We start from the raw sequence: 16,104 nt of genomic DNA on the forward strand, positions 1-16,104 counted from the left end.
GTAGAATGAATCATTCTACAGCCTTTTTTTATTGTGTTCATACGGGACAAATCACACTACATAGACTAATAATGTATGCCTAAAGCGTAAGGGGGATAAACATGAGTAACCTTCCAGTTCATGCAAAACTTAAAGCAAATAAGGATACTTTCTTCCTCCCCGATTCAAACGGGGGTGTTTACTTTCGAAATAACTCCAGTTCATTCCGTATGGATGGTGATGGAATTTATGACTGGATTGAGAAATTAATGCCTATGTTTAACGGTAATCATTCTTTGACAGAAATAACCGATGGTCTCCCTCTTCCCTATCAAAATCGAGTATTTGAAATTGGAGAGATTTTATATGAAAATGGTTTCGTTCGTGATGTAAGCCAAGATGCTCCCCACGAATTAAACAGTGCATTACTCGACAGATACGCTTCGCAAATTGAGTTTTTAGAAGCTGATTCCCATTCAGGTGCTTTAAAATTCGAAACGTACCGCGCAGCAAATGTGCTTATAATTGGTTCTGGCGATATGCTTACTTCACTAGTTTCGTCTTTATTAGAATCTGGTTTACCTACATTTCATTATCTTGTTACAGATCGTGCTGAAACAAACTACGATCGAATTCATGAACTAAGCGAACGTGCATATGCAAATGATGACAATGTACTTATTCAAGAAGTAGATATTACAATTGATCTTCCTTTACATGAAGTATTCGAGCCTTTCGACTGGATTTTATACGTTTCCCAAAATGGAGATATTGAAAGTTTAAGAGCAATCCATACTATTTGTAGAGAGTTTAAGAAAAATTTCATACCAGCTATTTGCTTATCAAGAATTGGTTTAGCTGGACCTGTCGTAACCGCAGACCGTGAAGAATGCTGGGAATCAGCTTGGCATCGTCTACACGAAACTACTTTACAAAGTGAAAATCCACCTGAACCTGTCTCACCAATTACATCTGCAATGTTAGCAAATATTATCGCTTTTGAGTTATTTAAACATGTCGCTGAAGATTCACACAGGCAGCATAATCCTCAATTCTTTTTATTAAACTTGGAAACACTTGAAGGAAAGTGGCACCCTTTCATAAAACATCTTCTCGCAACCGATGAAATCTTTACAATTGATACGGTGCAAAATCTTCAAGAAAACCTTGCCCATCGTTCCGGACAATATACTTCAACTGAACTTTTTCGTTTTTTTGATACGTTAACTTCTAAAGAAGCTGGCATATTCCACATGTGGGATGAACAAGATTTACACCAATTGCCTTTATCACAGTGCTATATTCAAGTTGCAAATCCATTATCAGACGGACCTACCTCTCTCCTTCCTACTATAGCTTGCGGTGGATTAACTCATAATGAAGCACGCCGCGAAGCTGGTTTAACAGGAGTTGAAACATATGTAGCTGAAATGATTCATCGTCTTATCCCCGAACATACTGATATCGGTATTGGTGCTGGGGAAACGATGGCAGAAGGTGTATACCGAGCACTACAAAAACATTTAAATAATAAGTTATATGAACGCCAATCACATATGCTAGAAGAGATTACAGAGCTTGATTTAACCGAAATTCATGATAAACATTGTAGGTTTTACTACGATGCTCTCTCTACAATTCATGAAATACCTAAAGTAGGAATGAGTGAGGAGTTACTTGGTTTTCCTGTCGTTTGGATCGGTATAAATGATAGATGGTATGGTGCGGCAAATATTAATATAACATTGGCGTTAAGAAATGCTCTGCAACAAGCACTCCTTCATATTCAAAATGAAGAGATTCCTTATAAAGCTAATATGTTACCGGAATCATCCATTGTTTTATATAGTACGGATTCTGTTAGAGTAACAATACAAGAAGAGGAAGAAATTCCAGGCGTACAGTCTTTACAAGTTGCCTTGCAAAATTTAACGAAAAACAACTTGTATCCATTCGTTTTTGATTTAGCTATTGAGTCATTTTTAAGAGACAACTTAGACGGTGTATATGGGGTATTAATTGCAAAGGAGGATGACCAATGACTCAAAACATATTACTTATAGGAGATGGCCTACTCACAGAATATGTACATGAGCAATTGTGTAAGCAATATTCCCTCATCCGCCAGCATACAATTACAGAAGCTCTTCCTGAAAACATTCATCTTGCTCTTGTCTTACATGACGGGTCTCCTTCTTCCGTACATCATGATGCTGAGCTTATCTTTCGCTCAAATAATATTCCGTGGCTTCGCGCGTTTACTTCGTTTGGTGAAGGTATTATCGGTCCTTACGTGAAGCCTCTTACAACTGGATGTTCCCACTGCGCTGATGGACGCCGGTTTATAGCTGGATTTGATCAAAAAGAAATGTGGGAACTACAACGGAAATATGCGTTAAAAGCAGATAACGTGACGAGGCGTGATGTACGCGCCACCCAAAATGGAATGTTACAAATGTGCCAGCTCATTCATGCTGAAACAGAGAAAATATTAACTAACAAACATTTTTCTATAGACAATGAACTCATTTTACTGGACTTACAAACGTTACAATGTACCCGGCATTCGTTTCTTCCAGACCCTCTCTGTCCGGTATGCAGCAATTTGTCTGACGATACAGCAGATGCAGCGCAAATTTCTTTACAACCAAGTTTGAAAACGAGTACTGAAACGTATCGCTGTCGTTCCATTCACGAGCTAAACACATTTTTAACGAGAGACTATTTAGATTACCGGACTGGTATTTTAAACGGCAAAATGCAACATTCTTTATTACCGTTTGCTGATGTTATTATAAACATGCCATTAATGTTCGGCAATGAAGGTGTAGCGGGCCGAACTCATTCATTCGCACTTAGTGAAGCAACCGCTATTTTGGAAGGATTAGAACGATATTGCGGTATGTCGCCTCGCGGGAAAAAGTCAAATGTGCATGGTAGTTTTCATGAGCTAGAGCATATTGCACTGAATCCCCTCACACTCGGCGTGCATACAAATGAACATTACAATCGTGATAGTTTTCCATTTAAGCCGTTTGATCCTGATTATGAGCAAAACTGGGTATGGGGATACTCTTTATCACAAAGCCAGCCACTTTTAGTTCCAGAAGCAATCGCTTATTATAGCCTCGGTCAACGAGATGCTTTCGTGTATGAAACATCAAATGGATGTGCACTTGGTGGTAGCTTAGAAGAGGCAATTTTTCATGGCATTTTAGAAATTGTAGAGCGTGACGCCTTTTTGCTCACTTGGTATGCCGAATTACCTCTTCCCCGCCTTGATCTTAGTTCAGCAAATGATACGGAATTACAATTAATGCTCCATCGGTTACGCACGATTACCGGGTATGAATTACATGCTTTTAACGCGACGATGGAACATGGCATCCCGAGCCTATGGGTCATTGCAAAAAATACGCGTGAAAATGGAATGAACGTTGTTTGTGCAGGAGGCTCTCATTTAGACCCAATCCGAGCTCTAAAGAGTGCAATTCACGAAATAGCAGGCATGTTACTTATAACAGACGATGAGCTCAAGCAAAAAAGAGAGAAATATGAAAACTGTTTACAAGATCCATATCTCGTTACGCAAATGGAAGATCATAGTATGCTGTACGGATTGAAAGAAGCGGAAGAACGTCTTCACTTCCTTTTACGAGACGATGCTCCGGTGCAAACGTTCCAAGAAATGAAGGCATTACAATCATTTGATATGGATTTAACATCTGATCTTCATCAACTTTTAAACCGACTACATCAATCTGGACTTGAAGTAATCGTTGTAGATCAAACCGTACCCCTTATAGAAAAAAACGGATTACATTGTGTAAAAGTCATTATTCCAGGCATGTTACCGATGACGTTCGGTCACCATCTCACTCGGGTTACAGGACTGGATAGAGTGTATACCGTACCGATGACACTTGGATATAGGGCTGAGCCTTTAACGAATGAAAGTTTAAATCCACATCCGCATCCTTTTCCATAATTCATAGCGAGGGGGAAATTTGATGCAACTGGATACTTTTTTACATCATCTCCATTTTTCTATTAATGAAATTATGTCGTCCGATAAAGAGATTGATTGGGAAGACGCACCACTTCCTTATAAATTATATCGAAATTTACCAGTCATCCCTCTCTCTTTAGAAATCCCTTTAACTTTGCGGAATTCTTCTACTAAACCTAACTTAGAGGAACTCGGTCATTATCTTTGGTACTCATTTGGTTTAACACAATTATGTCAACCTACTACTAGCCTAGAAAATAATAAAACAACGACTCTATTTCGAAGATTCATCCCTTCTGGGGGTGCTTTATATCCAAATGAATTATATATGTATTTAAAAATTGATCATTATCCAGACGGCATTTACCATTATGACGCCGCGCATCATCGTCTCATCTTACTTCGCGAAGGAAATTTCGATTCTTATCTTACAGAAGCACTCGGCAATCGTTGTAACATACATTCTTGTTTTGGCGCTGCATTCGTATCCACTATGTTTTGGAAAAACTTCTTTAAATACAATAACTTTTCGTATCGTCTGCAAGGATTAGATAGTGGTGTTCTGATCGGTCAATTGCTTGAATGCGCAAAACAATTCGGTTATACAAACGGTGTATATTTTCAGTTTCTAGACCGGGCAATGAATCATTTACTTGGACTGTCAGAAGGTGAAGAAAGTGTATATGCTGTTATTCCTTTAAGTACAGAACCCACTGCAGATTGGTTTCACAATGATCATTGTGAAAATAAAACAGTTACTTCTCATGACTTACTGCAGCAAATCCCGCCGTTAACACATGAGCATTTCGTTCGCTCAAAATATGTAGATGAATATCCGATGATAAAAAAAATAAACGCGGCATCTATGATTGAATCGACAGAACACTTCCAAACATTAACTCAAGAAGACCGACATCAATATAGTGCACACGCTGTACAGCTACCAAAAGTAGAGCGTTTATCGTATGATTTCTTACATCTTTGTAAAAAACGATATTCACCTGATTCTGACTTCATTTTAACGAAATGGGATGCAGCCGAGCTCGCTACTCTACTACAAGAAGCGAGCCTCTCTTTCCCTTATTACAACGACCTTGATGGCAAGTATGTAAATGAAAACGCACGAGTCTCATTATATGGATGTTTTTATAACGTAAAAGACATAGAAAACGGCGCTTACGCTTATAACAGTAGGACACATTCCATACAGCCACTTCAGCACGGAGACCTTCGTTATCCGCTTCAATCTAGTATGACGATGGATAACGTAAATCTTTTTCAAGTACCACTTTGTCTACATGTAATCGGAAATAAAGATTACTATAAAAATAAATTAGGTTATAGAGGATACCGCATTCACCAAATGGAAGCTGGCATGCTCGTTCATAAACTCGTTTTAGCTGCGACCGCTATGGGGATGGGCGGGCATCCGTTACTAAGTTTTGATACAAATTCATGCGATCAATTGTACGGGATTGATGCCGGAAATAAAACTTCACTCATTCAAATTCCGGTTGGGGCGTATCGAGCGCGAAATTGGCTAAAAGGGTCCTTGCATAATTAGAAGCACGCCGGTAGACGGCGTGCTTTTTTAAAGGAGTTAAATTATTAAAAGCGAAATAAGTATATATTCTTATATAAAAGGAGAGCTGGAATTGGGTATTTTACAACGATTAATCGAGCAAGCGAAAAATCCTCGTGGGACAATTGGTTCCTCTATGCTTTGCATTATGAATGCTGCGCATACGAGACTAACAAATTGGGCTTTACAAAAAATACATATACGTGAAGATGCAGTTATTTTAGATATCGGTTGCGGAGGTGGGAAAACAATACATAGCCTTTCAAGAGTAACTCCCCACGGAAAAATATACGGCATTGACTATTCAGAACAGGCTGTTGAAAACTCAAAGAAAACCAATATGAAGGATGTAAAAACAGAAAAAATAATCATTCATCAGGCAAGTGTGTCCTCTATTCCATACAATACGAACTTCTTCGATCTCATTACCGCCCTTCAAACCCATTACTTTTGGCCCGATTTTGAACACGATATAAAAGAAGTATTTCGCATCTTAAAACCGAACGGATCCTTTTTACTAGTCGCTGAAACTTTCAAAATCCAATATCATATGGATAAATTTAAGACGACCGAAGAATTAGTAAACCTTTTTTATAAGACGGGATTTACAAGCGTGAAATATTACGAAGAAAGAGGGTGCCTTTGCGTAATAGGAAATAAGTAAAAAAGCAGACCCTCCAGGGCCTACTGTTTTACTAGATTAATTTAAAAATACTCTTAATTTGTCTTGCGAATAGCCAATTTTTCGTACCGTAGTTATCATTCAGGCTATCTAAACTGATAGATTTCCCGTTAGCAAACTTTAATTCTAACGTTGTATTTTTATCATTTGTTTTTAAGTTACTATTTGTAATATCATCATACTTTAATTTTTCAATCTCAATATACTCTTCCTTCTCTTCTCCGATAACGACTTGATCTTGGAAGAAAAACAATACTTCTACTTTCTTACCGAAACAAAATACGTTTTTCGTATAAATTAATGTCGCGTTATCAAGTCCGACACATACTTCTTTCATCTCTTCAACAACGTTTCCTAAGTCTTCTTCGTTTCTTGCATTTGATTCAGCAATCCATTCTTCGATTGTATTCATGTTAATTGCCATACTGTGCCCCCTGGTTCGTTCATTGCTTTGTTAAAAAAACAAATACTATATGACAATATAAGCGATAAGTACTAAGTTTTTCAAGGGTGAACGGTATATTCGAAATAAAGTTAAATTTCAAAGTACTACATACGGAGCACCAATTCCATTATATTTTAAACGTCTGCACGAAGCATTCCTCATCATCAATTAGCTGTTTTCGTTCATCAAATTCAATGTTTAGCTCTCTATATAATTTCTTCGAAAAAGAAACAGCTGGTACATTTTTCACAAGCTCAATAACGAAATATTTGCCTCGTTTCTCTTCTAGTAAGTTTTCAATAACTTGCTTACCGATTCCTTTTCCCTTGTATTGATTCAATATGAAAATATCATTAATGCCAAAGTCGTTTTCTTTCTTCAAAAATGGACGTTCCAATAGTAATAAAAATCCTACAATACTATTATCAGCTTTTATGAAATATGGAGTGATTCCATCAATTTTCCAAAACGTGTCCAAATCTTCGTATTCAAAAAAGCCGTCCGCTCCAATAGTTATATTAGTAGTAAACTTAGAAAGGTCATGAAGATATAGTACATACAAATTACGTAATATTTCTTTTTCTAATTCTTGGACTTTTTGAAGTGCCACAACCATTTTTAAAGATCCCCTTCCCTATATGTAACTATTTCCCAAATCTCTTTATTCGACAAAAATGATTATTCCCCTTTAACAAAAAAATAGCACTTTAAAAAGTGCTATTCCGCTCGCCTTGCTGCTTGTTGAATTGGATCCCAAACGCTGTTATATGGTGGTGCGTAACTTAAATCGACATCTTCTAAATCGTGAATGCTCATTTTATTGAAAAGTGCCATTGCGATAACATCAATGCGTTTATCTATCCCTTCTTCTCCAATTACTTGTCCTCCTAATAATTGTTTCGTATCGGCGTGATATAGTAATTTCAAGTGAAGTGGCGAAGCACTCGGGTAATAACCCGCCATATTTGTTGAATCTACTTTGACCGTCTTATATGGGATGTTTAGCCCTTTCGCTTCTTTTTCATTTAAGCCTGTTCTTGCGAGCGTCAGATTCATAAATTTAATAATGCCTGTACCTAACGTACCTTTAAATGATCTTCGTTTATCAACCATATTGAGTCCGGCAAGTCGCCCTTGTTTATTCGCAGTCGTTCCAAGCGGGATATGATCATGAGTTTCCTTTATAACATGGTAATGCGTTGCACAGTCTCCGGCCGCGTATACGTCTTTCACATTTGTTTGCATATAAGCATTTACTTCAATTGCACCTTTATGATTTTTATGTACATTTGTCCCCTCAAGAAAATCAGTATTTGGCTGTACACCGACAGATACTAAAACGAGATCAGTTTTATACGTCCCTTTATCTGTTTCAATTTGTTCCACTCTTTCTTTTCCTTTAAACGCTTTTACATTCTCATTTGTTAAAATTTCAATATTATGTTTGTCTGCTTCTTTATGTATATATTCCGCCATATCGGCATCATAAATTGTGCCAATATGATCGTTTCGCTCAATCATTCTTACTTTCTTTCCTAGTTCTACAAATGTTTCTGCCATCTCTAGACCAATTGCACCGCCGCCAATAATGGTTACATCTTCAACTTTATTCGCTTCTAGCGTTTTTAATATGCGCTCTGCATCTGGAATTGTTTTTAAAAGATGAACACCTTGTAAATCTTTACCTTCCCAATCCGGCATTACAGGACGTACACCCGTCGCGATTAATAATCGGTCATATGAAAATTCAAAGACATCTTTCGTCTTCGTATGTACTGCATACACAATTTTCTTTTCCGTATCTACTTTCGTTACTTCATGACGCACTTTCGCATCAATCCCATATTTATCACGAAACGTCTTTACATCGCGTGCAATTAACTTTTCAGTAGAGGCGATAACACCACTAATCACATACGGTAATCCGCACTGAGCGTATGAATAGATTTCACCTTTTTCTAACGTTACAACATTTGCCGTTTCATCACTTCTAACAATTTGCATTGCTGCACTCATACCAGCTGCATCTCCGCCAATAATGACATATTTCACTTTACCACTCCTTCTTTTTACATACTCTTTACGATTTCCATAATTTATAGAAATAACACCTACTTCCATTGTAAAGAAAGAGAATTTAATCTACAAATTTAGTGCACAAGACTATGTATAAATAGGTAACCGTCGTGTCTTATAAATAAGATGTTTAATATGCTATAACAGTAACTATTGAAAGTAGGTGAAACATACATGTGCGCCGGCCTTCTCGTCCAGCTTCCAGAGGAACCGATAGAACCGAGACCCGCCCTCCCGCTTGAACAAGAGTTTTCCATTAACGCAACAATATACAGCGCTCGCGCTTGGTTATCTAACGATGATACTTTCGCACAAACTATTTGGAAAGCTACCCGTTTCGCTTCTGCATCACACGCTGGTAAGTCCATCTTCCCCATCGGTACTGTTAAAATCGTTAACTTATCTCCCGATACAATAACAGTTACTACATAAGATGATGATGATGCGCTCAAAATAGTCGTACCACCCCATTCTGAAGCAGCTTTAACGTCTAGTTCTTTATCCGCTGTACAGGCTAGTACATCAGGAAAAGCAAGTAAAGTCACATTTCTCTTTCACATCTTTTTCTCAAGGGATCCTGGTCCAGCTAAATAACCATAGAAAAGGTACAGTAATATACACTGTACCTTTTTCACGCGTTCTATTCTCTTGATTTGATAAGTTCAACATTATAAACTTCAATATCCGTTAACTTCCCTGTAAAATACGGATTTTCTCTATACCAAGACTGTTTTGAAAAATACGTTTGCATATCTTTCGCTTGAAAAATATGTCCATGTCTTGCGTATATTTCATTTCTAGCAATTTTCAACTGCTCTTTCGATAAGTATCTTAAATCTGAACTCGTTAATTTTCGAATATCACTATCAGGGAAGATGAAGGCATTATATACATACCCCGTCGCAGGTGGCGGGGTAACATTGTAAACAACCGTTTTTTCTGTACTTTTCTTTTGGAATGGCAGGCTATAAGCCGAAAGTGCCGTTACCGTTTCTACCTTCGTCATTTCCCTTCCATTTTCTCCATTTCGTTCTAAATAAATCGCCGCACTTCCATCGGTCGCTATCGGTCCCCACGTAATTTCTTCTCCGGTCAATGCTGTAACTGGCTTTTGATTCACATATAATGTTGCACCAGGCTCATTCGTTTGAACTGTAATATATTGCCCTTGCAACGTTAAATCTATCGTTACATTATTTTGACTTTGTTTCATAAGTACAACCTTTTCCTCACGTGATAGTTTTACATAGTCATTTTTATATTCGGATTGAAATACTTGAGCTCCTGGAAGAAACGGCCCATATTGCTTCTCAAACTTTTTGTCATTTGTCTTATCAATTTCTTTTCCGTTCAATTTTAAAGATGTCCCTTTTTCATTTGTAAGCAGAGTCGTATAATACGTCTTCGCTTTCAATTTATACCGATCAAATAAAAAGAAATGTTTCCCGTCTTTCGTTAAAGAAAAATCTGCTCTTTCTATTCCATCCCCTTGTTTTTCACCTTGCCTCAAATATTCTTTCAATTCATTCACGTAAGATGGATTTTCTTTTATATATGAAAATAGAGGCGTTAAGCTCTCTCTCGTTACAATAACGGCTAGATCATCTGTCGTGACAATCTCAGCTAATTTCTCTCCGTCCCTCTCTTGTAAAACAGTAATAATTCTCTCTACTTGCGATGATTGTGAGTAATATGAAGATCCATACGCATATAATCCGCCCAATACTATAATAAAAAATGTTAAAAGTGTAATTCCAATTATTGTCCCTTTGCTCATTTTCTGCTTTTTTACTACAGGATTTCCCCTCTTCGTCCCGCAATTTTGACAAAATTGCACACCGTCTTCAAAATGCGTCCCACACTTTGTGCATACATTCATCCGTTCAACCACCTTTTCGTTAGAAGCCAGTTAATCCCTGTGTAAAGGTTTGAATTATCGTGTTAATGTAAGACCAAAACACAATAAACGTTGCAATTCCAATTAAAACATTTGCGATAAGAAGTGTGTAAACAGGATCTAATCCACCGTTATCTAGTTTTAATATAGCTACAATTATACTAATTCCCATATACGTTGTAGCCAGCCCTAATAATATTGGTAAAAAAAAGATCAATAGGAAACTAAATAGAAAAGAAAGAACTAGTATAGCAATAGCTGGCGTCGCTATCGTCCCCCATATACCGAATGCTTCAAGAAAAGAAAAAGATGATTTCATCATCTTACCACTTACAAAAATAATAAATCCGACAAATAAAGTTAAAATTAATAAAAAGAAAAAGACCATTACAGATTCTCCAAAGAAAGTAGGAGTAGTTATATCTGGCACTAATGTCCTCGTAACAGTCGCCGCCGCGCTCATCATTCTATAAAAAATACATGCTCCTAAAAAACAAATAAGTACAAGGCTTGCAATTCCATTTCGCGCTTCAATATTTCCACTTTTCATAATGGCCGATGGTGATTTAAAAGCATTTTTAAAGAACTGAAAATAGCCACTTGCAAATCTCTTCGCTTGTTCTACCGTTTCATTCGGACGACTTTCCTTTACTTGTGCCGGGCGCGATAGTTGCCCTTCTTCCTGCCCACCACTTGCTACGGCTTCTTCCGTTAACGAATGTCCACAATTTCCGCAAAACTTTGCTTCCGCTGCATTTTCTGTATTACACGCCGGACATTTCATTCTCTTATCCCTCCTTAAACATATACCTTATAGGGTGTTACAAATTCAATATATGACTTTGGACATAAAACATGACTACAAGAAAAAGAATATAAAATCCTTCTTTTAAACGAAACTATGTGTGCTAGTAATATAGAAAAATAATGTTATTATGAAACAGAGCAAATAAAGTGCAACTTTAAACAGATTGGATGAAGACAGTGGAATTTGTAAACTCGATTTTTCAAACACTCCTTACAAGTGTGATACAATTATTTTCTTTAATTGGAATCATCATTGTAATTGGATTTATATTAGGTTATTTAGAATCTCTCACACGAATGTATTGGTCGAGAGCTTTTGGTAGGAAAGGCTTTCTTTTGACTGCATGGATCGGTGTTCCCGTTCATGAGTTTGGACATGCAATTATGTGTCTATTATTTCGTCATAAAATTGTAGCAACGCAGTTCTTCCCAACAGATACAAGTCAAGGAGCTCTAGGTTACGTACAACATCAATACAATCAAAAAAGTATATATCAACGAATCGGGAATTTCTTTATCGGCATCGGCCCTATTATTTCTGGTATTACTACCTTAATACTTTTAATGCGCTATTTCGTACCCGAGTCATATTCTTTATTTAATACGACTCTCGAAACAACGATTGCATCGACTTCTATTAACTTAGACATGATTCAAAACATGTTTTTATCAACATTCTTTTTATTAAAAAGCTTGTTTACAATGAGCAATTTATTGACCCCTTCTTTTTGGTTATTTTTATTTATCGCTATTTGTATTTCCGCACATATCGCTTTAAGTAAACCAGACATTAAAGGATCAATAGACGGCGTCATCGTAATGTTTATCGTATTATTTTTATTCAATATAATAGCAGGGCTTTTTCAGTACGATAGTAACCAACTAATCGGCAAAGTTATGAAATATAATATGTATCTCATCGCGTTTTCTAGTGTGGCGCTGCTTTTCTCTTGTATTTCTACACTTGTGAGTTTTGTGTTTTATAAAATTAGAGGAGGTAGTTCATTTTGAACTACCTCCTCTAATCATTTCTCTCTCTTATAACTACAATTCTCAACCGGAACACGAGCATGCCCTTCTTCATCGATACACCATGATTGTGACTGAAAAGCAAGGAAAATACCTATCCACTCTTCTTTCTTCTCAAAATGAATAAGTAGTCCACCGTCTTGCCATATACCGTCGTCACCTTGCCATTTCTCTACATTTCCTTGGTTCATATGAATATCATGTATACCGTTTCCTGGTTTAAAATGAAAGTAGAAATCAGGTGTAGTTTCTTCCGGTCCCCATCTTTCACCGAACGCGTAAATAATCGCTTTTTCTTCTATTGCTCTCTTTATATACCGCTCTATTTTTTCATTCAAATCATTATCCACTCCTGCTTTTTCAGCAGGTAAAGGAATCATTTGCTTCGAATCAAATAAATTACCTCTTACATAATCTAAAGCGACTTTCGGCTCATTATTTTTCACTTCTGTAAAGCCGAACGGTAATGTTGGTAAAATATGAATCGCCTCTGACCGAATGTTACTACTTGCAAAATATAAAACTTCCGACGGATAACTTTGCGACTTTACGTTAATTGCAATACGATAATTTACTCCTGCTTCGCCTTGTAAATGAACTTGATAATGAGGTGTTTTCCCTTTTCCAATCTTAGATTGTATAACTGTACCTTTTAATACACCGTAGTTTTTTAAGGGCATACATTTCATCTCCTATTCATTTAGTAGAAGCTATTCATACTTAAGGCATTATCCATATAAAAAGAAAATCCTCCTTTGCCAGGAGGATTTTTTATTTTCTCAACATATACCAAAAAATCACCTCTACCACTACAAGCAACACCGCACCAAAAATCATTAACGTCGTCTTCTTTAGTAGTTCGTTTTCACGATAAGGGATATTACATAAATAAGCGCCTAGTGTTATACGTGATGGGCAAGCGATTGTCGCTACTGATGATGCTGTGTTTTGCAGTGTTGTGACGTATTGCCACGGGAGTGCTACGTTTTGTGCTGTTTGCATTTGGAGTTTAATAAACATCGCATTTGATCCTGCGTTACTACCTGTTAAAAAGCCGCCAATTCCTCCAATGAACGGAGCAACGAAAACGAAAAAGGTACCAAATGTTTCACCAGCTGTCTTTGCGAGTAATGAATGCATACCAGATGCACCCATTAGTTCTGAAATCGCAATGAGCATCGTCGTTGTAATTGCGAAAGGAATCCATTGTTTTATCGTTTGCGAGAGTGATTGTTTAATAATATTAGATGGAATACGGAAGAAAATAATTGTAAATAAACAAGTCATGGCGAGCCAAAATCCTGGCGAATATAGTAGCTCTAGTTTGTAAGAATATGATTTTAAATCGAGAACTGCATATGACCTAAGAAAATCGTGTAATGCTGGAACGAGGCGAGAAAGTAAAATACAAACTGTTAAAAAGATATAAGGACTAATAATTTTTATAATCGATACTTCTCTCTCCGTAGCCGCAGCATGTTCTGTTATAAGGGTTTGTTCATTTTTCCCTTTTAGTTTAATGATAAGAAAGCCAAATGTAATTGTAACGATAGAACTTAATATCCCTGCTAGTTCAACACTTACGTATGCGTTAGAAAGGTAGATTCCGAGAGAAAATAATAGAAAGAATCCTACTCCTTCCTTCCACTTTTCAATAACTGCCTGCCTGCCACCAACAACGTGCAAAGAAAGAATGATGAAGTAAGCAAACATCGGGATGCTTAATAGTGCTGTATTTGTGCCAAGTGTCGTAAGTGGCATATTTATAAGCTGCGAACCGATAATCGTACCAGTTGCCATTGCGCCCCACGAGCTTGCGAGTAAGCCGATAAATGAAAGCAGTACAGCTTGAAATGGTTTATAGCCTAATGAAAGAAAAATAGGTGCCGCTACCATAAAACCAATACCGAATCCACTTACTGATTCAATTAGTGGGCAAATACCAAAACACATAAGAAGCATTTGTAATAAGCGATCGTGAGTAACTTCTTCTAAAAAACGAGCTACTTGATCGATATACCCCATTTTGTTCATGAGGTGAAATAAAAAAATACCAAAAAATAAAACGTACCCGACAATAAAACAAATTAACCAACCTTTAATCGTTGCGTGCACAGTTTCACTTATCCCTAATTGAAATGTTGGCGAGAGTAAAACGATTCCAACAGACACAGCGTAAGAAATTAACGAGGATCTTAATGACGTTTGTTTAAACAAAAATAAACAAATGAAAATCATCATAATTGGGATAAGTGCCAACAATATGGCCATGCTATCATCTCTTTTCGTAAAAAGTACAATTTTAACTATTATATAACAGATACCATAATTTTCAATTATTTTTGTAACAGACTCAAAAAAGAAGCCAAGCGGCTCCTTTTTGAATCACTCCCATTTTCTTTTATCCTGAAAAACCGTCTGCTGCCCCAGCATTCTTTCTAAAACAGCAAACACAATATAAACACATACTACCTGCAATGCAACATTCCAAAATTTCATTAAAGAAAATGAATGTATCCACTGAAATAATTCATTTAGCAGTGCAATCGAAACGATAGTGAATAGTCCTATAATGAAGGAAAATATACATACTTCTAAAGTAGATTGCTCATGAATCCGATTTAGATTAGAGAAGATGAATAAACATCCTAGAAACAGAGCCAATAATTCTATTTTCGTCATGCTAATTAGACAAGCGTATAGTGGTACGGTTAAAAGAAGATATAATAGTTTACGTCTTAACATGCCTTCTCCCCCTCTAAGTTAGAAGTAATCTTTTGTATATTTTAACATTTTTTACATCAAACAAACAGAAGAGACTTACGCCTCTTCTGTTTGTTTGACTGCCCCTATTAACTCACATATTTCCTCTAACTTTTCATTTTCTAAAAGCTCAATAACCTTACTCCCAACGACAACACCATCACATATCGTAATCATTTCTTCTATTTGCTCTCGTGTTGAAATACCGAATCCTGCGACTACTGGTAAGTGGACATGTGATTTTACTTTTTCTAAGTAACTATGAATCTCATCTTTAAAGTTTTGGCGTACTCCCGTTACACCAGCTACCGTAACGGCGTAGACGAATCCTTGTGATTCACTCGTAATTTTTTCGATTCGCTCAATAGGGCTTGTTACGGTAACGAGTGGAATTAAAGCAATATTCGCATCGCGGAGAAGCGGTGCAAGAATATGTTGTTCTTCATACGGTAAATCTGGAACGATAATGCCATCCACACCTGCTTCAAGACAGCTCTCAATGAAACGTTCTTTTCCGAATGCGAGTACTGGATTTAAATATGTCATAAGTACAAATGGAATTTGAACTTCTTGCCTCACTTCTATTAATGCTTGAAAAATACCTTTTAATGTTACACCACTATCTAGCGCTCGTTTTCCTGCTCTTTGAATAGTTGGCCCATCTGCGACTGGATCTGAGAATGGGATACCAATTTCAACGATGCTTGCTCCTGCTTCATCTAGAAAACGGATTCTTTCTTTTAACTTTTCAAGTCCACCATCTCCGCCCATTACGTACGGAATAAATGCTTTCTTGCCATTTTCAAACGCTGCTGTAATTTTTTCTACTCCCATT

14 protein-coding genes and 1 pseudogene are annotated in these 16,104 nt (G+C 36.9%); 6 read left to right on the forward strand and 9 right to left on the reverse strand.

The window, feature by feature from the left end; translation table 11 throughout:
• The first annotated feature begins 101 nt into the window (after nucleotides 1-101).
• From CQZ94_RS02890 to CQZ94_RS02905, 4 genes are all read left to right on the forward strand, one after another.
• On the forward strand, nucleotides 102-2,021 hold the full coding sequence (locus CQZ94_RS02890; protein WP_105584204.1) for a putative thiazole-containing bacteriocin maturation protein: 1,920 nt from the start codon (nucleotides 102-104) through the stop codon (nucleotides 2,019-2,021).
• Nucleotides 2,018-3,967, forward strand: coding sequence for a TOMM precursor leader peptide-binding protein (locus tag CQZ94_RS02895; RefSeq protein ID WP_105584205.1), 1,950 nt, complete (start codon nucleotides 2,018-2,020; stop codon nucleotides 3,965-3,967). Before CQZ94_RS02890 ends, CQZ94_RS02895 begins: the two co-directional genes overlap by 4 nt.
• 22 nt (nucleotides 3,968-3,989) lie before the next feature.
• Nucleotides 3,990-5,552: a SagB family peptide dehydrogenase gene (locus tag CQZ94_RS02900; protein WP_105584206.1), complete on the forward strand. Its 1,563-nt coding sequence runs from the start codon at nucleotides 3,990-3,992 to the stop codon at nucleotides 5,550-5,552.
• A gap of 91 nt (nucleotides 5,553-5,643) precedes the next feature.
• Entirely contained in the window at nucleotides 5,644-6,234 is a 591-nt protein-coding gene (locus tag CQZ94_RS02905; protein WP_105584207.1) for a class I SAM-dependent methyltransferase, read from the forward strand.
• A 31-nt stretch (nucleotides 6,235-6,265) separates the two neighbouring features.
• On the opposite strand, the gene CQZ94_RS02910 is transcribed toward CQZ94_RS02905, so the two are convergent.
• The 3 genes from CQZ94_RS02910 to CQZ94_RS02920 all read right to left on the reverse strand — a co-directional run bounded on the left by CQZ94_RS02910 (nucleotide 6,266) and on the right by CQZ94_RS02920 (nucleotide 8,749).
• Nucleotides 6,266-6,676, reverse strand: a complete 411-nt coding sequence (locus CQZ94_RS02910; RefSeq protein ID WP_105584208.1) for a DUF3908 family protein — start codon at nucleotides 6,674-6,676, stop codon at nucleotides 6,266-6,268.
• A gap of 148 nt (nucleotides 6,677-6,824) precedes the next feature.
• Nucleotides 6,825-7,313 (reverse strand): GNAT family N-acetyltransferase, encoded by a 489-nt coding sequence (locus CQZ94_RS02915; protein WP_105584209.1) that lies wholly within the window; start codon nucleotides 7,311-7,313, stop codon nucleotides 6,825-6,827.
• 101 nt (nucleotides 7,314-7,414) lie between these two features.
• Nucleotides 7,415-8,749, reverse strand: a complete 1,335-nt coding sequence (locus CQZ94_RS02920) for a CoA-disulfide reductase (RefSeq protein WP_105584210.1) — start codon at nucleotides 8,747-8,749, stop codon at nucleotides 7,415-7,417.
• Nucleotides 8,750-8,947: 198 nt separating this feature from the next.
• Between CQZ94_RS02920 and CQZ94_RS30820 the strand changes: the two are divergent.
• Nucleotides 8,948-9,367, forward strand: a pseudogene (locus tag CQZ94_RS30820) (hypothetical protein).
• A gap of 46 nt (nucleotides 9,368-9,413) precedes the next feature.
• On the opposite strand, the gene CQZ94_RS02935 reads toward CQZ94_RS30820, so the two are convergent.
• Both CQZ94_RS02935 and CQZ94_RS02940 read right to left on the reverse strand, forming a co-directional pair.
• Complete coding sequence (locus CQZ94_RS02935) at nucleotides 9,414-10,652, reverse strand: TcaA 3rd/4th domain-containing protein (RefSeq protein WP_105584211.1); 1,239 nt, start codon at nucleotides 10,650-10,652, stop codon at nucleotides 9,414-9,416.
• 19 nt (nucleotides 10,653-10,671) lie between these two features.
• A complete protein-coding gene (locus tag CQZ94_RS02940; protein ID WP_105584212.1) occupies nucleotides 10,672-11,454 on the reverse strand; it encodes a zinc ribbon domain-containing protein in 783 nt (260 codons plus the stop codon).
• A gap of 200 nt (nucleotides 11,455-11,654) precedes the next feature.
• Between CQZ94_RS02940 and CQZ94_RS02945 the strand changes: the two genes are divergently transcribed.
• Nucleotides 11,655-12,488 (forward strand): hypothetical protein, encoded by an 834-nt coding sequence (locus CQZ94_RS02945; protein ID WP_105584213.1) that lies wholly within the window; start codon nucleotides 11,655-11,657, stop codon nucleotides 12,486-12,488.
• Between the two features lie 14 nt (nucleotides 12,489-12,502).
• Here CQZ94_RS02945 and CQZ94_RS02950 read toward each other — a convergent pair whose 3' ends face one another.
• From CQZ94_RS02950 to trpA, 4 genes are all read right to left on the reverse strand, one after another.
• A complete protein-coding gene (locus CQZ94_RS02950) occupies nucleotides 12,503-13,186 on the reverse strand; it encodes a DUF2278 family protein (RefSeq protein ID WP_105584214.1) in 684 nt (227 codons plus the stop codon).
• Between the two features lie 91 nt (nucleotides 13,187-13,277).
• Nucleotides 13,278-14,777 (reverse strand): L-lactate permease, encoded by a 1,500-nt coding sequence (locus CQZ94_RS02955; RefSeq protein WP_105584215.1) that lies wholly within the window; start codon nucleotides 14,775-14,777, stop codon nucleotides 13,278-13,280.
• A 114-nt stretch (nucleotides 14,778-14,891) separates the two neighbouring features.
• Nucleotides 14,892-15,251, reverse strand: a complete 360-nt coding sequence (locus tag CQZ94_RS02960; RefSeq protein ID WP_105584216.1) for a DUF4029 domain-containing protein — start codon at nucleotides 15,249-15,251, stop codon at nucleotides 14,892-14,894.
• Between the two features lie 75 nt (nucleotides 15,252-15,326).
• Nucleotides 15,327-16,103, reverse strand: coding sequence for a tryptophan synthase subunit alpha (gene trpA / locus CQZ94_RS02965; protein WP_105584217.1), 777 nt, complete (start codon nucleotides 16,101-16,103; stop codon nucleotides 15,327-15,329).
• Nucleotide 16,104 lies beyond the last annotated feature (1 nt).

The organism is Bacillus sp. MYb209 (assembly GCF_002975175.1).
Taxonomy (GTDB): domain Bacteria; phylum Bacillota; class Bacilli; order Bacillales; family Bacillaceae_G; genus Bacillus_A.